This window comes from Paenibacillus sp. NAIST15-1 (assembly GCF_001894745.1).
In the GTDB taxonomy this organism is placed as follows: domain Bacteria; phylum Bacillota; class Bacilli; order Paenibacillales; family Paenibacillaceae; genus Paenibacillus_B; species Paenibacillus_B suaedae.
This window is the reverse complement of sequence record NZ_BBYF01000006.1, coordinates 187,543-210,256: the sequence shown is the minus strand read 5'-3', so window position 1 is coordinate 210,256 and position 22,714 is coordinate 187,543. Positions and strand designations below refer to the sequence as shown.

Sequence of the window (22,714 nt, the reverse complement as noted above, 5' to 3'; positions counted from 1 at the left end):
TTCGTCAACGTTTCTATCCGATGGATTCGATAAAAAAAGCCGCCTCATCCTAATCGAGTGATGTACAACTCGATTGGATAGAGGCGGCCTCCGATTAAAATTAAGACTGTTGCTCCGGACGCGGCTTGCGTGGTGGGAGCGGGCCCATGTATTGATAAAACTGGCATTCGATATTGCCGTTGAACAGCTTGCGGCGTTTCGTTGCTGGATCGCCGATTCGATGTTCGAACTGGCGGTTTGGACTGATGACGAACATCGACCATGTCGGAAGCGTCTTATAGACGAAGCCGAGCTGGCGGATCATGCGGTCGACTTCTTCCTGCTCACTTAAGCGTTCCCCGTACGGCGGGTTCGTCAATATGACGCCGTAATCTCCGGTAGGCTTAGCCTGTGCAACCGGTGCAACACGGAACTGGATCTCACGACCGAAGCCGGCGCTCTTCGCTGCTGCTTCAGCTAGGCGAATCGCTTCCGGATCAATGTCAGAGCCCATGATCTGCAGTTCAATATCGTCCCGAACAGCATCGAATGCTTCATCTCGTGCTTCTTCCCAGTATGATTCGCCGATGACGGACCATGCTTCACTGGAGAAGGTGCGGCGAAGTCCGGGGGCTACATTCCATCCAATCATAGCTGCCTCGATGAGCAGTGTGCCGGAGCCGCAGAATGGGTCATACAGCGGCCGCTCTGGATTCCAGCGGCTAAGCTGAACAAGTGCAGCGGCCATTGTTTCTTTGAGCGGGGCTTTCCCAGTCAGCTGCTTGCGATACCCACGCTTATGGAGTCCAGGCCCTGTTGTGTCTAATGTAATGGTAGCGATATCGTTAAGCAGGGATACCTCAATCCGGTATAACGGCCCTGTTTCCTCAAACCACTCAATATGGTACTGCTGCTTTAATTTATCAACAACTGCCTTCTTCACGATGCCTTGGCAGGCAGGCACACTGGACAGCTGGGATTTGTGTGAGCGTCCATCAACCGGGAATTCGCCGTGAGCCGGAATCCAATCATGCCAGTCAATGGCCTTGGTTCCTTCAAATAGCTCATCGAAGGTACGGGCAGGGAATTGTCCCATCTTAATAAGTATGCGATCCGCGGAGCGCAGCCATAAATTGGCGCGGCACACATCCAGCGGGCCGCCAGTGAAATTGACGCGTCCGTTCTCGGTTTGGGTTTCATATCCTAGTTGCTGCAATTCGCGTGCGACGACGGATTCCAGCCCCATCGGCGTAGTTGCGATTAACGACCAAGGTCGATTCATTGTTCTCATTCAACTCCGTTTTCTCGTCTGACTTGTACTCATATGGCATTCATCATATCATAAAAAGCAGGAGGTTGTGAAAATGTCTAATGAAGCGGTTGAAACATATTTGGAACAGCTCTATAAGAAGGATCATGAATTAGAGAGGATTAAGGAAAATATTCGGCAACATGGCTTGCCTGATATATCCGTGCACGAAGGGTACGGAAGATTGCTGACCATGCTTGTAAGTATGTCAGGGGGCAAGGATGTACTGGAAATTGGAGCCCTAGGCGGTTATAGCGGCTGCTGTCTGCTTCGCGGAATGCCGTCAGACGGCAAGCTGGTATCGCTTGAATTGCGTCAGGATTATGCGGATATTGCCAAGAACAACTTGACAGAAGCGGGATACGGAAGTCAAGTGGAATATAGAGTCGGTGAAGCGATGAACGCCTTGGCTGAACTAGAGAAGGAGCAGGCAAGATTTGACTTCTTCTTTATTGATGCGGACAAAGGAAACTACCCGAACTACTTGGAGTATGCGATACGGTTGGCTAGACCGGGAGCCATTATTGCAGGAGATAACTTGATGCTGCGTGGACGCACCCTCGATGAATCCAAGCAAGGGCCAGCTGTACAGGCTATGCGTCTCTTCAATGAGAGAATTGCTCAGGATGAACGCCTGATCAGCACGCTGCTGCCTGCCTATGACGGCTTGGCGCTCGCGATTGTTCGATAACCGTAATTTGGTGTATGAATTCCGCAGCCGAAGCCCTAAAATCATGCGTGAAGCCGTTCCTTCTTATGTTATAATATGTGACAGCAATTAGACTATGAAGGATGGATCATGATATGAAATCGGGAGAACAATGGACGTCCAAGCTTGGATTCATACTGGCTTCTGCCGGAGCCGCTATTGGTCTCGGAGCTATATGGAAGTTTCCGAATGTAGTCGCAACGAGCGGCGGCGGAGCCTTCTTTCTTGTATTTATCTTGTTTACATTCGGTATCGGTCTTCCGCTGCTCCTTGCCGAATTTCTTATCGGTCGTGGAACAGGCAAGGAAGCCGTGTCCGCTTATCGGGATCTGGCGCCGAACAGCCGTTGGCACTGGGTCGGATATCTCGGAATGGCAACATGCTCGCTGCTGCTCTCCTTTTATAGTGTAGTAGGCGGGTGGATTGTACTTTATTTCATTCGTTCAATTAGCGGCACATTGCTGGAGAACGGACGAGATTACGGGCAGCTGTTCTCGCAAACCTCAGCAGATCCGTGGTTTGCGGTATTGTCACAGGGCGCCTTTATGCTGTTGACGATAATCGTCGTGTCCAAAGGGGTTACGGCGGGCATCGAGCGTGCAAGCCGTATATTAATGCCAGGATTGTTCGTGTTGTTCCTGGTGCTGATTGTGCGTTCCTTGACGCTGCCTGGAATGTATGAAGGTATTGTATACTTTTTGAAGCCTGACTTCAGCAAGCTGTCCTCGGAAGCACTGCTGAATGCACTGGGGCAGTCGTTCTTCTGCTTGAGCGTAGGCGGTTCTTGTATGGTGACCTACAGCTCCTATTTGAAGAAGGGGGAATCGCTTGGCAAGCCTGCACTGTCTGTCGTTGGCTTAAATGTGATGACCTCATTCATGGCGGGAATCGCCATCTTCCCTGCATTGTTCGCGTTGGGGATGAAGCCAGTGGACGGGCCTGGGTTGCTGTTCGTGACTTTGCCAAATGTATTTGAGCAGCTTCCGTACGGCAGTGTATTTATAGCGGTCTTCCTCGCTTTGTTCCTGTTCGCAACACTAACATCAGCGTTCTCGCTGCTTGAGATCGTTGTCGCTGCCTTCTCGCATCATGATGCAGTACGTAGAAAGCGAATGTGCTGGTTGTTTGGCACGATTATTTTCGTGCTCGGCGTGCCATCCGCACTGTCGTTCGGAATAGGCAGCGAGCTGACATGGTTGAACAAGAATGTATTCGAGTGGGCAGACTTTGCGGTAACGAATGTGATGCTTCCACTGGGGGTACTGCTTATTTCCTTATTTGTCGGCTTCCGATACCCTCGGGAGCGATTGAAGGAAGAATGGAGCACAATGCCATCGATGTGGCATAGGGGGCTAATGTTATATGTAGTGCTGCTGCGCTACGTTCTGCCAATTATCGTAGGTATTGTGTTTTTGCACGGAATGAATTGGCTTCCGTTCTAAGGTACAACAATCACAGATTAGGCAACAAGCAAGATGAGATGATGACAACGAGAAAGAACGGTTGCAGGAGGAATTCATGAAGGGTAATGAGCAGTGGACTTCGAAGATTGGATTTATATTGGCCTCGGCGGGATCGGCCATTGGCCTCGGAGCGATATGGAAGTTCCCGAATGTCGTCGCCACTAGCGGTGGCGGGGCATTTTTACTTCTGTTTCTTATTTTTACATTAGGCATTGGCTTGCCGCTGCTCATTGCAGAATTTGTGGTCGGTCGTGGAACAGGCAAGGAAGCAATCGGTGCATATAAAGAAATTGCGCCGGGCACGCGTTGGCATTGGACAGGATATTTAGGGATGGGAACTTGTTTCCTGCTGCTCTCCTTCTACAGTGTGGTAGGCGGCTGGATTCTACTGTATTTGGCCCGTGGTATTGTAGGGGGACTGCTCGTAGAAGGCAGAAATTATGATGAGCTGTTTGCGCAGACAGTCTCCAATCCATGGACTGCAGTCATGGCGCAGCTATCCTTCATGCTGATTACGATTGTCGTCGTCGGTCAAGGGATTAAATCAGGTATTGAGCGAGCAAGCCGCATCTTGATGCCAGGGCTGTTCATCCTGTTTCTTGTCCTCATTCTTCGATCGCTGACACTTCCGGGCATGACGGAAGGGCTTGAGTACTTCCTTATGCCGGACTTCAGCAAGCTGACCGGACAAGCTATTCTGAATGCGCTGGGACAGTCCTTCTTCTGCCTCAGTGTCGGTGTATCTGTTATGGTCACATACAGCTCTTACCTGAACAAGAAGGAGTCGTTGGTGAAATCTGCGACGTCGGTCGTTAGCTTGAACGTGTTGACTTCGATTATGGCGGGAATCGCGATTTTTCCAGCGTTGTTCGCATTGGGGATGAAGCCGCAGGAAGGTCCAGGTCTGCTGTTTGGCACGCTTCCAGCACTGTTCGAGCAAATGCCTTACGGCGGAATTTTTATTACGTTATTCTTGGCGCTTTTCTTATTCGCGGCATTGACTTCCGCATTTTCGATGTTGGAAATCTTGGTGTCGGGCTTCTCGCGCGGGAATAAAATCAATCGGAAACGATTAAGTGTGCTGTTTGGTATCTTGATCTTTTTGGCTGGTGTACCTTCTGCGTTGTCCTTCGGCGTACTGTCCGAAGTTCAGCTATTCGGCTTGACGATCTTCGAAGCTGCTGACTACGCAGTAACGAATATTTTGATGCCGCTCGGCGTACTGCTAATCGCATTATTCGTCGGCTATCGATTCCCTAAGGATCGGTTGAAGGAGGAGTTCCGTACAGAAGCAGCATGGTGGCATAAGGGGCTTGCCCTATATGTGATGCTGTTGCGTTATGTCATTCCGATAGTCATTCTGCTCGTATTCTTGAACCTTCTGCACATTATATAAGAAATCATAGTAATAGAACATACAACCCTCCAGCATGCAGACCGGAGGGTTGTTCGTTCATATATGTGCTAAATGAGACCAATCGCTTGCAGACCATTCCGAATTCCGTCTTCATTATTTGAGGATGTCACATAATTAGCATGTATCTGAATATCATCGGATGCGTTCCCCATCGCCACACCAGTGCCAACGAATTTGAGCATTTCAATATCGTTCGTACCATCGCCAAAAGCATAGCAATGTTCTCGAGAGAATCCGGCATGCTCGATCATCTTTTGCAGCCCAACAGCTTTTGTTGTATTGGCATGTAGGAAGTCTACTGCGTAGGTGCCCCAGCGATACTGCTGATAATCAGGGAAGTGTGCGGCGTATTCCATTCCATCCTGCTCATTGCAGAATAGTAAGATTTGATAAACGGGCTTATTTGAATCACTGGCCTGTCGAACCGGCAGTCGATCGATTTGGAACTGCTTTAGCGCCTCGGCAAATGTATTCTGCTTCATGGACTTCTGCATGGCATCTGCCTGCAAGTAGACGAGAGGATGGTTGCGCTCGTCAGCCATTGTAGTTAAGCGGTCAACTTCAGCAGCTGGAATCGGATTATCATGGATAACTTGTCCTTCAAAGACGACATACTGTCCGTTCATGGACACGAAGGATTGGATATTGAGCTCCTCGCATACCCACTTGAAGGATGCAGGACAGCGGCCGGTTGCAATCGCTGTATATATGCCGGACTGCTGGAGCTGCGTGATAGCCTGCTTCGTAGAAGGATCGATCCGCTTCTGTTCATTCAATAATGTTCCGTCTATGTCAAAAAATACGATGCTTCTTGTCATCATTTCTCTCTCCTTCTTCATGCTGCTCGGCTGCGAGCCGTTCTGCCGTAACGCCCTCTTCCATGGGACGAAGCAATGCTGTACGTGCTGCATCACATGCATCGGTTACGCCAGCAGATAACGGCTACAGCTATAACGTAACAGATGAAATGCATTTCATAGCAAGCTTTTTTTACTTTTTTTCAGACAACGGTTACCATGCGTTATAATAAAGAGTGCGATGGATGAATGAGGGGGATTACGTATATGGCGAATATTAAGCAGATTGCGGAGCTATCGGGGGTATCCGTCACCACGGTATCCCGTGTATTGAACAATCATCCCTATGTGAGTCAGGAGAAGCGTGAGGCCGTCATGCAGGTGGTCGAGCAGCTTGATTACAGTCAAAATTTCAATGCGGTTCATCTAGTCAAAGGGAGAACACAGATGATTGGCATCCTGCTTCCGTGCATGGATATGCCTTTCTTCTCCAGTTTCATGACGGGATTGGCAGATGAAGCGCTGAAACATAAATATAACCTCGTATTTTTTCAAACGGATTATAACGAGGAAGAAGAGCTGCGCGCGCTTCATATGTTGAAGCGTAGACAAATTGACGGACTGATTATTGTATCGAAGGATTTATCATGGGATACGATTGAGGAGTACGCACACTATGGGCCGATTGTGTCGTTAGAGCATGCTGGCAATCGCCCGATCAGCTCGATCAGCTTCGATTACTATGGAAGCTACAGCTATGCCATGCGCTATCTAATCGATAAAGGTCATCGACATATCGGGATATCAGTCTGTAGGGAGTATAGCTACAATAGTTCAATCCGCTTGCAGGCCTATATGGATGCCCTGCGGGATGTTGGTGTAACACCTGATGAGGATTGGATGTTCTATCGAAGCAGTAATATACAGCATGGGGCTGAGGTGCTGCAGAGGTGGATTGCCATGGATAATCGTCCGACCGCTATTATTGCTTCTGGCGATGAAGTTGCGGCTGGGATTATATTGGAGGGAAGGAAGCGGGACATCTATGTACCGGAACATCTGTCCCTGATAAGCTGTGAGAACTTCCCTATGGCGGCAGTAATCGGCGTAACTTCGATTGATTATCGCAACGAAGAGGCTGGTGCTGCCATGTTCCAGGCTTGCTATACCCGCATAATGCAGCCAGAAGCGATGCCAGAGCAGCATATTATGCGTTTTGAGTTCGTAGAGCGAAGCTCGGTGGCGAGTCTAATATAGAACAAGACCCAGGGCATCCCTGGGTCTTGTTGGCGATATTCTCGTTATGTCTGAAGCCTATTGAGGTAACTGGCATGCTGCTGTGACCTATTCTTGAACTGCTTATGAACGACTACTCAAATGGAACACGTGCTTCGCTAACACTACGGACGGACTTGTGCACGTGTACTGCTGTACAACGAGAAGCGAGTCCACACAGTATTGATAAGCAATAACGCTCCCGACATAATAAAGATTCCCTCTATCCCGATCACGCCGGAGACCAATCCTCCGACGATTGGCCCAACCATATTGCCTAGTGCCAGTGTACTGCTGTTGAAGCTGTAAGCTCGGCTTTCCATTCCGTCAGGCGTATATTTGCGAATAAGCGAGTTGACGGATGGGAGAAGACCTCCCATAAATATGCCAAGCACGAATCGTACGGCAGCAAGCTGCCATACTTGATTGACGAATGCCTGAGGGATTAAGGAGCAGGCTGCACCAATAAGACAGACGGTCAAGATGCGATGCGACCCGATCCTATCACTAAGCTTCCCGAGTATCGGCGAGCATATCATATTGGATAGCCCGGTAACCGCACTGACAATGCCCGCGAGCAGCGCAAGATCTTTCTGTGACCCATGCAGCTCTTGTACATAGAGCGGAAGCAGCGACATGGGGCTGAGCATTGCAAATTGAAGTAGGAAGGTTACAGCCAATAACGACTTCAATTGCGGGATGCGAGCCAATTCCTTGAAGCCCTCGAGTACAGACTTTTCGGCTGCGTCGGTTGCCTTCTCGCGGTCGAATGATTCCTTCACCATGAACATCGTCAGCAAGGTCGCGAGGAAGAGCAAGGTGCCTGTAATGTAGAAGATAGGGCGATATCCGACCCAATCGGCTAGAACGCCGCCAATCAGTGGACCCAAGATAGATCCGGCAACGACGCCGGATTGAAGCACACCCATCGCGAAGCCCATTCGTTCCTTCGGTGTCGTTGACGATACGAGGGCAACGGCGGCAGGGTTGAACCCGGAAATGGTTCCGTTCAGCATGCGCAGCAGCAGGAGGTGCCAAGGTGTCTGCGCTAGCCCCATTAACGCGGTTACTGCCGCCATTCCGAATCCAGAGCGGAGCAGCATTACTTTACGACCGTACTTGTCGGCAAATTTCCCCCAGATTGGCTGGAAGATGAATGAAGTGAAGAAGTTCGCAGCAAATATAAAACCCGACCAGAGTGCGATTTGATGGGTATCGGTTAGCCCGATATCATGCTGCAAATATAAAGCGAGAAACGGTGTTACCATGGTCATTCCCGCCATGGCAAGAAATGAACCGAACCATAAAATGATGAGATTTAGTTTCCATTGCTGCATATATCCTGTTCACCACTTTCTTAGGTCACGGTCCGTCCGATGTGCCAGCAACTGGTATCAGTATACCATATTGTACTATAACAATGTTGTCATATTGAAAGGTGTCGTGCCAATCAATCTTACACCTCGTTAATTTTCATGAAACTCACTGTGCACCGTATGTTGGATTTCGCAAATCGCTCCGGCCATTCTTCCCCTTTATAAGCGGGTTACCCGATTTTATTGCGCACATGCATGCCTACTCCGAGGCAATCGGTCCGATTCTCCTGCAGAAAGTGAATGACTTGCTCATACTTGCGCTGAAGCTCTTTGGCAATGTTTGTTGAAGTGCCAACCTTATTGTTGCTGAGCTCGTTCAATGAAGAGGTGGTGGCTCCTTTGATGGTTAGCACAATTTCCATCTCCGGATGGGGATCTGTTCGAAGGACTCGAATTTCCCTTCTGACTTGAGCGTTCTCAATAATGAGCGGCTGGGTGGTGTTGAGATGCTTCTCAGCGATATACAGTGGGGCAGTCATCCGGTTATGACGCATAGTAAGCATGAAGGCAGCTAAACGCAGAAAGCGAATAAAAACGCAGAAATGCCATCTCTCATATGCGTCCCCTGTTGATGCGAAGAATTCCAAGAAACGTGCAGGAGCCGCCATCACGGAAGGGCTGTTATCCGTAATTAGCGCGATTTTGCCAAGCGATAGACAACTAGCAATTGCATCAGGCCGTTCTGTATCGTACCACTGTGGGAAAAATGAGTACGGCGAATTCTCCAAATATTTTGCAACTGTATTTCCATCCATCACTTCATCCATTTGAAGGAACTGCAGTCGGCGCAAGTGCAGACTTATCCACTTTCCCTTCCAAGTAAACCAGGTAAACGTATTGAGTACATTTGTGTCCGATGTCTATTTGCTTCACTTTGAGGTGAGTTGTGCGCAAACGCTGGCGCAAGAGAGCGATGTTGGTGCACGCATCTTCGATGAAGGCGTCGTGTGGGCCCGTGATTAAGGTTTCTCGCTCTGTAACGCCAACGGGTCTAGTCGGGGCGCCTCCAGAGGCAACGGTATACAGTTTTGAACGGTATACCGCACCAATCTGACCTTCCAATACGGAAGTGATGAAGCAGCGTTCGCTTGCTGCTGGGCTAGGCTCATTGACGGCTTGCCATGTGGACAACATTCGCATAATGCTCACATCCGTTGGATTATACTCGAAGAGAGAGGTCACAATTTGTTGGAACTGCCTTCAATCAAGCAGGCGGTCAAAGTAATATAGCGTTACTTCTCCGTCAGCATAAGAACGCACGGTTAAGTCATCGCAATCATGGAACGCGTCATTCAGCTGCTGAAGCCAGTCCATAAGTGCTGTCCCTCCTATGTGTCCCTAATCCATGAGCATATGATGTGCAACATTATAAATTTTATGAAGGTAAGGTTGTCTCGAACGTGTCCATGTTCAAATTTAAATACGTAGAATGAACGCAGAGAAGTGGTGGAATATCGGCAAAGGAGGGGCATGTATGATAAAATGTCAAAGTCTGTTCATTTCCGGACGTCGATTGTCAACAGATTGTCATAGCTTCGAGAGATGGTCTGGTTGTGGTCGTTCTGGAAAACGGGCATAATGGAAGCGTCAGGTTGTAACAATTTGCACAATACCGTTCGTTCGGAGGGTATCTATGACTTATAATGATCGTTTTATCCGCGCATGCCGCAAACAATCAGTAGATCGCTTGCCAGTATGGTATATGCGCCAGGCGGGTCGCTATGATCCGGAGTATCGCAAGATTAAGGAGAAGTACAGCTTACTTGAAATATGCCGCCAGCCAGACTTGGCAGCGGAAGTGACGATGATGCCAGTGAAGAAGCTTGGTGTCGATGCCGCTATCCTCTATTCAGACATCATGAATCCAGTCGCATCGATTGGTATTGATTTCGATATTGTAGCGCAGGTTGGTCCAGTTATTCATAATCCGATCCGCACTGCTAAGGATGTTGAGCGCTTGAAGCCAGTTGATCCAGAAGGAGATCTTGGGCATATTCTCGAGACAATTCGGATACTGGACGCGGAGCTGAACGTACCGTTGATTACATTTGCGGGAGCACCGTTCACGATTGCGAGCTATCTCATTGAGGGACGGCCATCGAAGTCCTATATTCGGACGAAGACGATGATGTATGAAGCGCCGGAAGTATGGTTCGCTCTTATGGACAAGCTGGGCGATATGGTTATTCGCTATATTCGTGCTCAGATTGCGAATGGAGGCAAGGCATTCCAGTTATTTGACAGCTGGGTGGGTTCCTTGTCGCCACGTGATTACGTGAGATATGTCCTCCCTGTTATGGAACGGATTCATTCTGAATTATCTGATTTGGGTGTGCCAAGCATCTACTTCCCAGGCGTTAGCTCAGGTGAGCTGCTGCCGTATTTGCATGGGCTGAAGGCTGATGTGATCGGACTGGATTGGCGTGTGTCAATTGCAGAAGGTCGCAAGCGCTTGGCTGGCAAATATGCGGTGCAAGGCAATCTTGATCCTTATCTGCTGACCGGTCCGATGGACATTATTCAACGTGAAGCGGCTCATATTATAGACGAAGGCGTGAAGGAGCCAGGTTATATATTCAACCTTGGACACGGACTATTTCCTGAGGCATCGCTAGACAAGCTGAAGCAATTAACGGAATTTGTTCACTCGTACTCGGCTGAAGCCATTGCTTCTCGTAAATAGAACATGGCAGTAAATCACGATGGAGGTGGCGCATGAGTAAGAGAAGAGTAGGGGTCCTCGTCATGTCTTACGGGACACCACGCAGCATGGAAGAAATCGAACCCTATTACACGCACATCCGGAGAGGAAATCCGCCTTCTGCCGAGCAGCTAACTGAACTGCAAGAGCGCTATGAAGCAATTGTAGGCGGTGTATTTCCACTTCGTGAGCATACGGATCGCCAAGTCGCTGGCTTGCAGCTTGCCTTGGATCGACTCACGGAAGATACAAATGTACAGTATATGTGCTATCAAGGGTTGAAGCATGTTCAGCCTTATATAGAAGACGGCGTAGCGGCAATGGCGCACGACGGTATTACGGAGGCCGTAAGTATTGTTCTGGCTCCGCATTACTCCGTGATGAGTGTCGGCGGCTACAATAAACGTGCCCAGGAAGAGGCGGAAAAGCACGGTATTCGGATGAAATGTGTGAATAGCTATCATCTGCATCCGGAACTTATTGATGCGCTTGCGGAGCGAGTGAATGAGCAGCTGGATGCATTCGTACAGGAAGGAGCGGATCGTGAAGCGGTTGAGGTGCTGTTCAGCGCCCACAGCTTGCCGGCACGAATACTGGAGATGAACGATCCGTATCCAGATGAATTGAATGCAACAGCTGCAGCTATAGCCAAGCAGTGTGGCTTGAAGGATAGCCAATGGCGCTTTACATGGCAAAGTGCAGGCCAGACTGCAACACCATGGCTTGGCCCAGATATATTAGACACGCTGTCCACTGTTGCGGACGAGGGAACCAGGTGGGTGCTGTCTGCACCGATCGGATTCGTATCCGATCATTTGGAAGTCCTGTATGATTTGGACATTGAAGCACTTCAGAATGCACAGAACTTGCAGCTTGGCTTCAAGCGCATTCGCATGTTGAACGACGATCCACAATTCATGTCGGTATTGGCCGACACGATTATGAAATTGGATCAATAGGGAGCTAGAGAAAGAAGGGGCGTAACATGAACTGTTCGCGGGATCTGGTCATCATCGGCGGGGGAATAACGGGGTTGTCCGCTGCCTACTACGCGGCAAAGAAGGCGGAAGAGAACGGACGAACTCTGAATATAACTATCATTGAGCAAGCAACACGACTTGGAGGCAAGATCGAGACCTTGCGCAAGGATGGATGTGTTATCGAGAAGGGACCGGATTCCTTTCTCGCCCGTAAGATGCCGATGATCGATTTAGCACGCGATCTCGGACTGGAGACGGAGCTTGTAGCTACGAATCCACATGCCAAGAAGACATACATTGTAAGGCGGGGGGTTATGCATCGCATGCCGCCAGGCCTTATTCTTGGAATTCCTACTGAGCTTACTCCATTCGCGAAGACAGGCCTTATTTCTGTCATGGGCAAACTGCGAGCGTTGATGGATTTGTTCAAGAAGCCGCGTATGTCGACTGAGGATGAGTCGCTAGGCTCATTCTTGGAGCGGCGATTAGGTCATGAAGTGATGGAGCACATTGCGGAGCCGCTGCTTGCCGGCATCTATGCAGGGGATATGAGCAAGTTGAGCTTGCAGCAGACGTTCCCGCAATTTGCCGAAGTAGAACGGAAGTATGGGAGTCTTATCAAGGGAATGATGGCAAGTCGGAAGGCTGGACAGAATCTCCCTGGATTGCCGGATGTGGCAAGAGGCTCCACCTTCTTAACGTTCCGCAGCGGACTAACCTCACTTGTTGAGCGCTTGGAGGATGTGCTGCGAGAATTGAAGGTGAATGTTCAATTGGGCGTGAGTGCTGACCGATTCGAGAAGATGGAAGATGGCCGCTATCGCATCCATCTCCATGATGGGAGCCAGATAGAGACGTCCTCAATCGTGGTCACAACACCATCGTACCATGCTTCGACCTTCTTAGAGGGACATGTGGATACATCTGCACTACGGGCGATTGAACATGTATCGGTTGCCAATGTTGTCAGTGTATTCGAACGCAGTGTGGTGAAGAAGCCTATGGATGGAACTGGCTTCCTCATCTCACGCAAAGAGAAGCGAGCCATAACGGCTTGCACATGGACATCGATCAAGTGGCCCCATACTTCAAGAGGGGATAAGCTTATCGTTCGCTGCTACATTGGGCGAGCGGGAGATGAGGAGCGTGTCGACTGGCCGGATGAAGCGCTGAAGCGCACGGTTCGCAATGAATTGCGAGACCTTATGGGAATTACATCCGAGCCGGAGTTCGTAGAGGTTACGAGACTGAAGCACTCGATGCCGCAATATCCGGTAGGACATGTGCAGGCGATTCAGAAGCTGCGCGCGTCAGTTGGAACTCAATTGCCAGGTGTATTTCTTGCGGGTCAACCCTATGAAGGGGTTGGAATGCCAGACTGTATTCACAGCGGGCGAATGGCGGGTGAACAGTCCGTTGCAATCTTAGCTGAGACTGCTTCAGAGAACGGCATGCCGACAGCATGTGCGAGCAGCATGGCCTGAACGCTTGCAGAAGCTTGCAGTTCTTGACATACTGCCATGATAAAATGAGTGCGATATCGTACGTATATAACAGATCGTGATAATTAGGAGGTCGTGTATGAACACGGCCTCTTTTTTTGTATTGTTCATGCGGTGCAAATTGGTGCAAAAAGATATATGTCTGCCCATGAGACTAAATAACATCTGCTGGAACTAGAACTAGAACTGGAACTGGAACTGGTTGGACTTAGAATGTAGTTCATTCGTTCCTCGTTTGGGTATAGGCAGAGTAGAGGGAGTTGAAAATGCTTCTTTGCCGAGGCTATCGTACCCTTGTTATAATAGAATAAGCATGTATTGGATCTAACCATACAAAAAAATGAACATACGAAGGAGGGCTTATGGAGCTATCAAGAACGGAACGTCACAAGCAGCAGCGAGAGCAGCGTCAGAACAGGAAGCGGAGAGCTGTATGGGGATACAGTGTTCTAGGTATCATCATCATTGCAGCAGCGCTGTTTGCATGGCAGGGGAAGTTGTTCGATTTGGGTGGAACGGAAGCGCAGGATGGAATAACAGCTCCTGTCGGAGATAAGCAAGGGACAGGCGGACAAGATCAGACCGCAGAAGGTGCGGATGACTCGAAGGATTCTAAGGACGCCAATGCGGATGATGCAACAGCAGTGCCGGATGATAAGAAGGAGCCGACAGTTCGTCTAGCCTTCGTAGGTGACATGATGATGTCAGGTCGCGTTGAGGATGTTGTGAAGGATAAAGGGTATGACTTCCCTTATTATTATGCGAAGTCACTGCTGCAGGATGCGGATCTTGCGATTGGAAATTTGGAGACGCCGCTCACGACTGGTGGTTCTCCAGCAGACAACAAACTGTTTGTATACAAATCGTCTCCGAAGATGGCACAGGCAATGGCTGAGGCCGGAATCGATATTGTCAATTTGGCCAATAATCATTCGATGGATCAAGGTGAAGAAGGGCTGCTTGATACATTTAAAGCATTAAAATCTGCTAACATTGCTTACATAGGAGCTGGAAACAATTCCAAAGAAGCCTATACGCCGCATATTGTAGAGCGCAATGGCATTAAACTGGCATTCTTAGGACTTAGTCGAGTCATTCCGGACGACACCTGGTATGCGTGGAAGAACAAGCCTGGAGTAGCAACAACCTATGAAGGGACGAAGGAGCGGGCGGCAGAAGCAATCAAGTCCGCCAAGAAGGAAGCGGATATTGTTGTCGTGATTGCGCATTGGGGAGAAGAACGGACGGACGAGCCGAATGCGAAGCAGAAGGAGCTGGCGAAGCTGTTCGTGGATTCCGGAGCAGACCTCATCGTTGGCGGCCATCCCCATGTCGTGCAGGGCTTCGAGCAGCAAAAAAACAGCTGGATTGCATACTCAATGGGCAACTTTATTTTTACGCAAGCAGAAAACCCAAAAACCTGGGAAACGATGGCGCTTCAAGCGGAATGCAAGAAGGATGGGAAGTGCGAGCTTAAGATGACCCCGTTCTTTACAAACGTAGGGCAAGCTATTCCACTCGAAGGTGAACGAGGGCAGAAGCTAATGAAACGGGTGCAGGAAATATCCCCGGGCGTCCAGATCGATCAGGGCGGGAACATTCGGAAGAAATCATAGCTTATACTTATCATAATGAATTGCATATGAAGTGGGGGAAAAACGGATGAACATGAATCCAGTAAAGTCGCAATTTACAGGAGAGATAGATCCTTCTAATATTCGTAATGTGTATTGCATTGGCCGTAATTACCGCATGCATGCTGCCGAGCTTGGCAACGAGGTTCCGCAAGAGCCAATGGTATTTATGAAGCCATCTCATGCGGTTCATAGCGTAGCAGAAGGGACACTGCTGCCCCTTCCGCTGCATCTGGGAGCCGTTCACCATGAGTTAGAGCTTGTCCTGCATATCGGAACAACCGTGCAGCCAGGCATGACTGCAGATGAGGCAGTTGACGGCTATGCGCTGGGCATTGATTTTACGCTGCGTGATGTTCAGGATGTGTTGAAGCGCAAGGGTCATCCGTGGATGGCGGCGAAGGGGGTGCTGCATTCTGCCCCGATTACACACTTCCTTCCGTATCCAGGAACTGAGGCATTGCTCGATTCGCCATTCAGCCTTCTACGCAATGGAGAAGCTGTTCAATCCGGTACAGCACGGGACATGCTGTTCTCTATCGATGTGCTTATCAACCACATTGCCGAGCATTATGGGCTAGGTGCAGGCGACATCATCTTCACAGGCACACCAGCCGGTGTAGGGCCGATAGAAGAGCATGATGAATTGGTGCTTAAACTTGGTGAAGAATTGGTTGGCAGCTGTCGCATTACAGCCAAGCCTCCTGTTGAGCGGTGATGGTATGGTAGAACGTAAGGAGGGCTACAATGCTCCATCGTTGGATTGAACTCGGGCTTAGCATCAATCCGTGGTTGATCGGATTTATCGGCAGCGCTGCTGTAGCAGGAACAGCCCTGTGGAAGCGTGCATTAACACGATCCGGGGCTGCTGCAGCCGTGATCATGGGTACGATTTATTATAGCTGCGGTGATCTTGTCTGGTTTGGCTTGCTGCTTACTTTCTTCATATCTTCGACCTTCTGGTCGAAATGGAAGAAACGGAAGAAGGCCCATCTGGATCAGATTTATGAGAAGACAGGCGAGCGTGATGCTGGACAAGTATTCGCAAATGGTGGAATTGGGATGCTGCTATGCATCGTCAATTTCATTTGGCCGAGTCCCTATTGGCTGTGGCTGTTCATTGGGGTAATGGCGACCGTGAATGCAGATACATGGGCAACCGAAATTGGCAGCCTGAGCCGTCGATTACCACGCTCACTGTTAAGTGGCAAGCAAGTCGAAGCGGGTACTTCAGGGGCGATATCACTCCTCGGAACCCTGGCGTCGGTTGCAGGCGCGTTCACGATTGGAATGGCGGCAATGTGCTTGATGATCCTGCAGCATGCAATCATAGGCCAAGAGCCTGTTGAAGGATTGAATTGGACCTATTTCCTGATTATCATAGTCGCAGCATCAATTGGCGGTACTGCAGGCGCATTAGTCGATTCCCTGCTGGGGGCAACTATCCAAGCAGGATATCAATGCAACGCTTGCGGGGCGTCGACTGAGCGGCTTATGCACTGCGGTGCAGCAACCAAGCACATCCGCGGCCTATCCTGGTTAAATAATGATAACGTGAACTTGCTTGCTTCTTGTGCCGGCGGGCTGATGTCTATTGTTGTCATTCTGCTGTTATAGGCGAAAAGAGTTGATCAATTGTCATGCAATTGAAATCGACAACATTCCTGTCTCATGTTATAGTCGAAGCAGAATGTAAGTAACCATGGCAGCAGCGTACAAGGAGGTGAACCGAGTGAGTTATGGACAGGGTGACAAGCTGCAGTTGATTATGGACGCGGCTTATGAACTCTTCGGTTCGAATGGTTTTTATGAAACGAAAATGTCGGATATAGCTGACAAGGCAGGTATTGCCAAAGGAACGCTATATTTATATTTCGAGAGCAAAGAGCAGCTGTTTACCGTAATGATGATGCAAGGCTTTGAGCAATTTCTGCAAGAGTTGGATCAGGGGCTGCTTGAGCGGGACTCCTTGGCGGGAAGTCTAGGTTTCGTTGCCGAGCATCATTTGGAATATTATTATAATCGCAGAGAGTATACGAAGCTGTTCTTCAAGGCGCCAAATAAGGATCCGGAAATGATGGAGGCGCTGTGCAACTTCATGAAGAGTTATGTACAGCGAATCGCAAGCTCGATGGAGGATTTCAATTTGCCAGATCCTCTCCTTCATGCCAAATCATTTATCGGTATGCTCGATATGCTCAAGATGGATATATTATTTAATCCGACCTTCTCTAACCAGGATTTGCGGCAGCGGATTCAGTTCGCATCTGAGTTGTTTGTGAATGGCTGTAAGCAGGGCATACCGCTCTAGCAGCTTCATACCTAATCGCGTGCAAGGGGGGAACCGAAGGTTCTCCTCTTTCGATGATGGGAGCGGAGATAGGCAGATAGATGATCTGCACTAAGTACTGTTGACAGCTATTTGCTATCTGGATAGATAGAATGTGTCTATGGGTTAGGATAAAAGGTTATAAGGGGATGAAGTAAAGCGAGCCTAGTTCGCTTGCAGCTTCACCTTCGTTATAGATGGCCGACGCTTGATTGGAGGAACGGAATTCATGCATGTAATGACGATTGAACAACTAAGTAAAAGTTATGGGGACAAAACTTTATTTAAAGACGTATCATTCGGAATCGAAGAAGGGGATCGATTCGGAATTGTTGGGGTAAATGGGACGGGGAAATCTACATTCCTTCGTACGATTATGGGATTAGAGCCCGTTGAGGAAGGCAAGATCATGGTTGGCAGCCGCGTTCGGGTTCAATTTGTGCCGCAGGAGCCGGAATTTGATCCTAATGCAACTGTATTGGATCAGGTGATGGGTGGGGATGCCCCAGAAATGGTCGCAATCCGGACGTATACCGCGTGCTTGGAAGCAGCATCTTCCCAACCGAATGATGAGCAAGTACAGCATCGCTTGGTACGCGCGAGTGACGACATGGATCGCCTCCAGGCTTGGCAGCTTGAGAGCGATGCGAAGACGATCCTGTCCCGTCTGGGGATTCAGCGCTTCGATGCCCGAATGGGCGATCTCTCAGGTGGCCAGCGTAAGCGTGTGGCGCTTGCGTCAGCACTTATTCATCCTTCGGATCTTCTGCTGCTGGACGAACCTACGAACCATATTGATAATGAGACCGTAGCGTGGTTGGAATCATTGCTTCAGAAGCGCAGCGGTGCATTGATTATGATTACGCATGATCGCTATTTCCTCGATCGCGTCGCGAATCGCATGATTGAATTAGATCAAGGACGCGCGTATTTCTATGAAGCGAATTATACGCGTTTCCTTGAATTGAAGGCAGATCGTGAGGCGCGTGAAGCAGCCTCGGAGGATAAGCGTCAGAATTTGCTCCGTAATGAGCTGGCATGGATTCGGCGCGGGGCACAGGCTCGGTCGACGAAGCAGAAGGCGCGAATTCAGCGCTTTGAGGAATTACAGGCCGATAACCCTGCTGCGAAGAACGGTCAAGTGGAGATATCTGCGATGTCTGCACGGCTAGGGAAGAAGATCATGGAGATTGAGTCTCTGGGATGTTCGATTGAGGGACGGGAGCTGTTCAAGGATCTCAGCTACATCGCAGTTCCAGGGGATCGCATTGGTATCATAGGGCCAAATGGAAGCGGCAAGTCGACATTGCTTCGTGTCATTGCAGGCAAGCGCGAACCTCAGCAAGGGACAATTGTGCTCGGTCCTACGGTTCGGATTGGATTCTTCACACAAGAACATGAAGAGATGGATGAATCCCTTCGTGTCATCGAATATATACGTGAGGGAGCAGAGACCGTGCAAACCGCCGAGGGGTATACCGTAACGGCTGCACAAATGCTCGAACGGTTCATGTTCAGCCCTACAATGCAATGGACATTGATTGGCAAGCTGTCCGGTGGTGAGAAGCGACGCCTTCAACTGCTTCGTATCTTGATGGAAGCGCCGAATGTGCTGCTCCTTGACGAGCCTACGAATGACTTGGATGTACAGACACTTGCTGTGCTGGAACAGTATTTGGATGACTTCCCTGGCGTTGTTATTACGGTATCTCATGATCGTTACTTCTTAGATCGAGTGGCAGAACGTATTTGGTCGTTTGAGAACGGTCGTGTCTCCCAGCATGTTGGCAATTACTCCGAATATATGGAATGGAGAGCTAAGCATGCACATGCGGCGAATACAGAAGGCGGCACGCCAACAGTGAAGACAGGAACTGCTGCAGATCCTGCGGGCCGATCGGAGCGCAAGCCTAAGCTCAAGATGTCATACAAGGAAGAGCGGGAGTATGAACAGATTGAGGAACGAATCATGGAAGCGGAAAGCAATATTGAACGTATCCAGCAAGATATGGAACAAGCGTTCAATGATTCAGTACGCTTGCAGGAGCTGATGAAGGAAGATGCGGAGGCTCAGAAGCTCTTGGAGCATTTGATGGAGAGATGGACTTATTTAAGCGAGCTAGCGGAGCAAATCGAGGCTGAGAAGTCGAAATAATGCTGCTGGTTCGAGTGAATGTGAATACACCATAGTTCATCGATGATTATAGCGATCGAAGCAACTACGATGGAATATCAGCGGAGTGAAGGGAAGCGTTCGTATGATGGGGAAGTATGAACCAGCACCACATGATATAGTGATATATCCTAGTAAGCGCAAGTTAATCGTCATGTTCCTATGTTCCATAGTGTTTATTGCGATTGGAATGGTCATGCTCATGCAAAATGAAGGTGGAGTCGTGCTTCTAGGGGGAGTAAGTGTCGTATTTTTCGGTATGAGCGGTGTATATTGCGCATACCGCATGTTAGTCCCTAAGCCAGCTGTCATCCTGACAGCGGATGCCTTCTATGATCAAGCCTCGCTTGGGGCAGCAGGGAGAGTATCGTGGTCAGAGGTAGAAGAAATTAAAGTGTACGATATGATGGGCCAATCCTTCCTGGGAGTGAAGATGGCCAATCCGGAAGAATTCCTTGCTCGGTGTCCAGGCTGGAAACGTTCGCTCATGTCAGCGAACCGAGCATTCGTTGATACGCAGATCAACATCCCAAAGGTTGGCATTCGAGGCTCGCTGGAGCAAGTGGCTCAAGAGATGCTCGTACGCTGGGATCGTGCCAAGTCGCAACATACTTAGGCGAATAAGAGAAGAGCAGGTAACCTCAGTGGGTAGTCCCCATGTGAGGTTCCTGCTCTTTTTTTCGTACGGCAAACCGTTCAACAATTCTGCCGATTAATCGCAATTCATACTGTTATTCATCTTCGCCAATCTTGACGATGGCTCTCCCAGATGATTGGCCCTGGAGCAACTGGTTGAGATAGCTATGGACATCAGTCAGCTGCAATTCATGAATCCAGTTCGGGGTATGGGTGAATGACTTCCACTCCGCCGCGATTCGTGACCAGAGGCGGACACGATCTGTACTCGGTACGAATACAGAATCGATGCCATATAAGGCGGTCCCTCTCAGAATAAATGGGAAGACAGAAGCCGGCAAAGTTCCACCAGCCGTCATTCCTGTTGCGGCCACAGCCCCGCCGTAATGGAGGGACGCTAGGACAGAGGCAAGAATCGCGCCGCCACAGACGTCGATCGCTCCTGCCCAGCGCTGCTTATCGAGAGCCCGAGGCCGCTCTGGAAGAAGTTCCTCACGTGCAACAATCTGCTTGGCACCAAGAGAACGAAGTAACTCTTCATACTGAGCTTTACCTGTAGAAGCGGCAACCTCATATCCGAGCTGTGCCAGCATAGAGACTGCGATGGAGCCGACTCCGCCTGTCGCACCAGTAACAAGGATAGGGCCTTTATCAGTTGTAATACCATGGCGTTCTATCCGTTCGACAGCGAGAGCAGCAGTGAGACCCGCTGTGCCGAATATCATCGCTTCCCTTAGGCTGAGCAAATCGGGGAGTGGAACGATCCAATCGCCTGGTACGCGGACAATCTCACTGAGACCGCCCGTATGGGTTACGCCTAGCCCATATCCCGTTACTAGTACACGCTGTCCTGCCGAATATCGTTTATCCTCTGATTCAATGATGACCCCAGATACATCAATTCCGGGGATGAAGGGGTATGATTTTACGATATTTCCTGTTGGCGAGCAGGCAAGCGCGTCTTTGTAGTTCAATCCAGAATACGCGGTACGAATCGTTACGGTTCCCGCTGACAATTGCTCGGGGGTACATTGTTGAACACTTACATCCAGCATCCCATCCGTTTGCTGGTTAATCCATAACGCTGCAAATTGCTGTTTCATCTTACCTTCGAACCTCCCTTTCATTCCATGCTGCTTATGTGTAATTAGGTAGAAGACAGGCTGATATCACTCGCTTCAGAGTTGACATTTAGACAGCATTTATTATAAGGGATCAGGTTCTTATTCCTCTGTGATGTATGCAGCAATCAAGCGTGCTGTATTGATTACTGCCCGCTGATGAGTGCGTTCCATCGCATGTGAGGCATGAACGCCTGGCCCAATTAAGGCAGCACGGATGTTGTTGCCACCGCGAAGCGCAGCTGAAGCATCGGAACCATAGTGAGGGTAAATATCAACTGCATGCTCGATTCCCTCTCGTTCTGCCAGAGCAATAAGAGTGCCCGTCATCATATAGTCGTAAGGCCCGGATGAATCTTTCGCACAGATGGACACGTCCGTCTCCTTGCAAGACAGATCATCGCCCATAGCTCCCATATCAACAGCAAGCATCTCCGTTATTTCCTGGGGAATGTAGGATGCGCCATGTCCGATTTCTTCGTAATTCGTAATGAAAATGACAATATCGTGCTTTGGCTGCCATGCGTGGCGCTTCATGCTCTCCAGCAATCCGAATAAGGCAGCTACACTAGCTTTGTCATCCAGATGGCGCGACTTAATAAATCCATTTGGCAAGTGTACAGGACGTGCGTCAAATGAAACGTAATCACCTGTGCGAATGCCAAGTTCCTCGGTATCTTTCTTGGTATGTACAAGCTCATCGATGCGCACAATCATGTTCTTCTCTTCACGTGCGTATTCGCGTGCGTCGCTGTATACATGCACGGAAGGGTGGTTCGTCATAATTGTTCCTGTGTATGTACGACCGTCACGAGTATGTATGTGGCAATATTCATTCTCCATGGAACTAGACATATATCCGCCTAGGGAAGTTAAGCGAAGTGTGCCATCAGCATGGATGGATCGTACCATAGCACCCAGCGTGTCGACATGGGCAGACAATCCGATGACTTTGTTCGAATCGTGCTTCTCTCCTGCTACCTTAATGACGCCACAGCCTTTTTGAGTCTGCTCGAATGCGTATCCGAGTTGTTCCGCTTCACGGCCAATGCGGGCCATAATATGGTGGGTATAGCCTGTTGGACTCGGTGTATTAAGCAATTCGAGCAGGAAGGAAGTTACGTAATTTTCGTCAATTATCGCTTGGAAGGGTTGTGATGAAATAGTTGAATGATCAGGTGCAGTCATGACTGTATTCCTCCTTGATATGATAAATGGGTACGATTTAATCGCTAAACGCTAAATACCAGTGTTAATCAGTGTTAATGTTAATGCAAATACTAGTTCTGAGACTAGTACTAATGTAAGTACTA

Annotated in this window: 20 protein-coding genes; 13 read left to right on the top strand and 7 right to left on the bottom strand. The window is 49.3% G+C overall.

Annotated elements, in window-relative coordinates:
- Positions 1–100 precede the first annotated feature (100 nt).
- Positions 101–1,261 carry a THUMP domain-containing class I SAM-dependent RNA methyltransferase gene (locus PBN151_RS15980; protein WP_021253275.1) on the bottom strand — a complete coding sequence of 387 codons (1,161 nt, stop codon included), beginning with the start codon at positions 1,259–1,261 and terminating at the stop codon, positions 101–103.
- 82 nt (positions 1,262–1,343) lie between these two features.
- Between PBN151_RS15980 and PBN151_RS15975 the strand changes: the two genes are divergently transcribed.
- The 3 genes from PBN151_RS15975 to PBN151_RS15965 all read left to right on the top strand — a co-directional run bounded on the left by PBN151_RS15975 (position 1,344) and on the right by PBN151_RS15965 (position 4,856).
- The gene (locus tag PBN151_RS15975) at positions 1,344–1,979 is read left to right on the top strand and encodes an O-methyltransferase (RefSeq protein WP_072729788.1); all 636 of its coding nucleotides are present in this window, start codon (positions 1,344–1,346) and stop codon (positions 1,977–1,979) included.
- A 113-nt stretch (positions 1,980–2,092) separates the two neighbouring features.
- Positions 2,093–3,439, top strand: a complete 1,347-nt coding sequence (locus PBN151_RS15970; RefSeq protein ID WP_072729787.1) for a sodium-dependent transporter — start codon at positions 2,093–2,095, stop codon at positions 3,437–3,439.
- A gap of 76 nt (positions 3,440–3,515) precedes the next feature.
- The gene (locus PBN151_RS15965) at positions 3,516–4,856 is read left to right on the top strand and encodes a sodium-dependent transporter (protein ID WP_072729786.1); all 1,341 of its coding nucleotides are present in this window, start codon (positions 3,516–3,518) and stop codon (positions 4,854–4,856) included.
- Positions 4,857–4,924: 68 nt separating this feature from the next.
- Here PBN151_RS15965 and PBN151_RS15960 read toward each other — a convergent pair whose 3' ends face one another.
- The gene (locus tag PBN151_RS15960) at positions 4,925–5,788 is read right to left on the bottom strand and encodes a Cof-type HAD-IIB family hydrolase (RefSeq protein WP_227774719.1); all 864 of its coding nucleotides are present in this window, start codon (positions 5,786–5,788) and stop codon (positions 4,925–4,927) included.
- Positions 5,789–5,941: 153 nt separating this feature from the next.
- On the opposite strand from PBN151_RS15960, the gene PBN151_RS15955 reads away from it, so the two are divergent.
- A complete protein-coding gene (locus PBN151_RS15955; RefSeq protein WP_021253270.1) occupies positions 5,942–6,931 on the top strand; it encodes a LacI family DNA-binding transcriptional regulator in 990 nt (329 codons plus the stop codon).
- Positions 6,932–7,074: 143 nt separating this feature from the next.
- On the opposite strand, the gene PBN151_RS15950 is transcribed toward PBN151_RS15955, so the two are convergent.
- From PBN151_RS15950 to PBN151_RS32305, 3 genes are all read right to left on the bottom strand, one after another.
- A complete protein-coding gene (locus tag PBN151_RS15950; protein WP_072729784.1) occupies positions 7,075–8,286 on the bottom strand; it encodes an MFS transporter in 1,212 nt (403 codons plus the stop codon).
- A 209-nt stretch (positions 8,287–8,495) separates the two neighbouring features.
- Complete coding sequence (locus tag PBN151_RS32310) at positions 8,496–9,116, bottom strand: spore germination protein (protein WP_139295357.1); 621 nt, start codon at positions 9,114–9,116, stop codon at positions 8,496–8,498.
- Positions 9,085–9,459: a spore germination protein gene (locus PBN151_RS32305; protein WP_175560730.1), complete on the bottom strand. Its 375-nt coding sequence runs from the start codon at positions 9,457–9,459 to the stop codon at positions 9,085–9,087. Before PBN151_RS32305 ends, PBN151_RS32310 begins: the two co-directional genes overlap by 32 nt.
- A gap of 499 nt (positions 9,460–9,958) precedes the next feature.
- Between PBN151_RS32305 and hemE the strand changes: the two genes are divergently transcribed.
- The 9 genes from hemE to PBN151_RS15895 all read left to right on the top strand — a co-directional run bounded on the left by hemE (position 9,959) and on the right by PBN151_RS15895 (position 20,260).
- The gene (gene hemE / locus PBN151_RS15935) at positions 9,959–11,008 is read left to right on the top strand and encodes a uroporphyrinogen decarboxylase (RefSeq protein WP_072729781.1); all 1,050 of its coding nucleotides are present in this window, start codon (positions 9,959–9,961) and stop codon (positions 11,006–11,008) included.
- A 32-nt stretch (positions 11,009–11,040) separates the two neighbouring features.
- Positions 11,041–11,985, top strand: a complete 945-nt coding sequence (gene hemH, locus PBN151_RS15930) for a ferrochelatase (protein ID WP_072729780.1) — start codon at positions 11,041–11,043, stop codon at positions 11,983–11,985.
- Between the two features lie 26 nt (positions 11,986–12,011).
- Entirely contained in the window at positions 12,012–13,490 is a 1,479-nt protein-coding gene (gene hemG / locus PBN151_RS15925) for a protoporphyrinogen oxidase (protein ID WP_072729779.1), read from the top strand.
- A gap of 380 nt (positions 13,491–13,870) precedes the next feature.
- Complete coding sequence (locus PBN151_RS15920) at positions 13,871–15,124, top strand: CapA family protein (RefSeq protein WP_072729778.1); 1,254 nt, start codon at positions 13,871–13,873, stop codon at positions 15,122–15,124.
- A 52-nt stretch (positions 15,125–15,176) separates the two neighbouring features.
- Positions 15,177–15,860 carry a fumarylacetoacetate hydrolase family protein gene (locus tag PBN151_RS15915; protein WP_072729831.1) on the top strand — a complete coding sequence of 228 codons (684 nt, stop codon included), beginning with the start codon at positions 15,177–15,179 and terminating at the stop codon, positions 15,858–15,860.
- A gap of 29 nt (positions 15,861–15,889) precedes the next feature.
- Complete coding sequence (locus PBN151_RS15910) at positions 15,890–16,759, top strand: DUF92 domain-containing protein (RefSeq protein WP_072729777.1); 870 nt, start codon at positions 15,890–15,892, stop codon at positions 16,757–16,759.
- 115 nt (positions 16,760–16,874) lie between these two features.
- Positions 16,875–17,453, top strand: coding sequence for a TetR/AcrR family transcriptional regulator (locus PBN151_RS15905; protein WP_083545163.1), 579 nt, complete (start codon positions 16,875–16,877; stop codon positions 17,451–17,453).
- Between the two features lie 247 nt (positions 17,454–17,700).
- The gene (locus tag PBN151_RS15900; RefSeq protein ID WP_072729775.1) at positions 17,701–19,626 is read left to right on the top strand and encodes an ABC-F family ATP-binding cassette domain-containing protein; all 1,926 of its coding nucleotides are present in this window, start codon (positions 17,701–17,703) and stop codon (positions 19,624–19,626) included.
- A 103-nt stretch (positions 19,627–19,729) separates the two neighbouring features.
- Positions 19,730–20,260 carry an STM3941 family protein gene (locus PBN151_RS15895; protein ID WP_072729774.1) on the top strand — a complete coding sequence of 177 codons (531 nt, stop codon included), beginning with the start codon at positions 19,730–19,732 and terminating at the stop codon, positions 20,258–20,260.
- 115 nt (positions 20,261–20,375) lie between these two features.
- On the opposite strand, the gene PBN151_RS15890 is transcribed toward PBN151_RS15895, so the two are convergent.
- The gene (locus tag PBN151_RS15890) at positions 20,376–21,383 is read right to left on the bottom strand and encodes an acrylyl-CoA reductase family protein (protein WP_072729773.1); all 1,008 of its coding nucleotides are present in this window, start codon (positions 21,381–21,383) and stop codon (positions 20,376–20,378) included.
- Positions 21,384–21,503: 120 nt separating this feature from the next.
- Positions 21,504–22,589: a M42 family metallopeptidase gene (locus tag PBN151_RS15885; protein ID WP_072729772.1), complete on the bottom strand. Its 1,086-nt coding sequence runs from the start codon at positions 22,587–22,589 to the stop codon at positions 21,504–21,506.
- Between the last annotated feature and the right edge of the window lie 125 nt (positions 22,590–22,714).

What these genes read in the sequence shown, in the direction of transcription:
- PBN151_RS15980 (WP_021253275.1), bottom strand. Translation starts at nt 1,261, where the DNA reads ATGAATCGACCTTGGTCGTTAATCGCAACTACGCCGATGGGGCTGGAA.
- PBN151_RS15975 (WP_072729788.1), top strand. Translation starts at nt 1,344, where the DNA reads ATGTCTAATGAAGCGGTTGAAACATATTTGGAACAGCTCTATAAGAAG.
- PBN151_RS15970 (WP_072729787.1), top strand. Translation starts at nt 2,093, where the DNA reads ATGAAATCGGGAGAACAATGGACGTCCAAGCTTGGATTCATACTGGCT.
- PBN151_RS15965 (WP_072729786.1), top strand. Translation starts at nt 3,516, where the DNA reads ATGAAGGGTAATGAGCAGTGGACTTCGAAGATTGGATTTATATTGGCC.
- PBN151_RS15960 (WP_227774719.1), bottom strand. Translation starts at nt 5,788, where the DNA reads ATGCAGCACGTACAGCATTGCTTCGTCCCATGGAAGAGGGCGTTACGG.
- PBN151_RS15955 (WP_021253270.1), top strand. Translation starts at nt 5,942, where the DNA reads ATGGCGAATATTAAGCAGATTGCGGAGCTATCGGGGGTATCCGTCACC.
- PBN151_RS15950 (WP_072729784.1), bottom strand. Translation starts at nt 8,286, where the DNA reads ATGCAGCAATGGAAACTAAATCTCATCATTTTATGGTTCGGTTCATTT.
- PBN151_RS32305 (WP_175560730.1), bottom strand. Translation starts at nt 9,459, where the DNA reads ATGTTGTCCACATGGCAAGCCGTCAATGAGCCTAGCCCAGCAGCAAGC.
- hemE (WP_072729781.1), top strand. Translation starts at nt 9,959, where the DNA reads ATGACTTATAATGATCGTTTTATCCGCGCATGCCGCAAACAATCAGTA.
- hemH (WP_072729780.1), top strand. Translation starts at nt 11,041, where the DNA reads ATGAGTAAGAGAAGAGTAGGGGTCCTCGTCATGTCTTACGGGACACCA.
- hemG (WP_072729779.1), top strand. Translation starts at nt 12,012, where the DNA reads ATGAACTGTTCGCGGGATCTGGTCATCATCGGCGGGGGAATAACGGGG.
- PBN151_RS15920 (WP_072729778.1), top strand. Translation starts at nt 13,871, where the DNA reads ATGGAGCTATCAAGAACGGAACGTCACAAGCAGCAGCGAGAGCAGCGT.
- PBN151_RS15915 (WP_072729831.1), top strand. Translation starts at nt 15,177, where the DNA reads ATGAATCCAGTAAAGTCGCAATTTACAGGAGAGATAGATCCTTCTAAT.
- PBN151_RS15910 (WP_072729777.1), top strand. Translation starts at nt 15,890, where the DNA reads ATGCTCCATCGTTGGATTGAACTCGGGCTTAGCATCAATCCGTGGTTG.
- PBN151_RS15900 (WP_072729775.1), top strand. Translation starts at nt 17,701, where the DNA reads ATGCATGTAATGACGATTGAACAACTAAGTAAAAGTTATGGGGACAAA.
- PBN151_RS15895 (WP_072729774.1), top strand. Translation starts at nt 19,730, where the DNA reads ATGATGGGGAAGTATGAACCAGCACCACATGATATAGTGATATATCCT.
- PBN151_RS15890 (WP_072729773.1), bottom strand. Translation starts at nt 21,383, where the DNA reads ATGAAACAGCAATTTGCAGCGTTATGGATTAACCAGCAAACGGATGGG.
- PBN151_RS15885 (WP_072729772.1), bottom strand. Translation starts at nt 22,589, where the DNA reads ATGACTGCACCTGATCATTCAACTATTTCATCACAACCCTTCCAAGCG.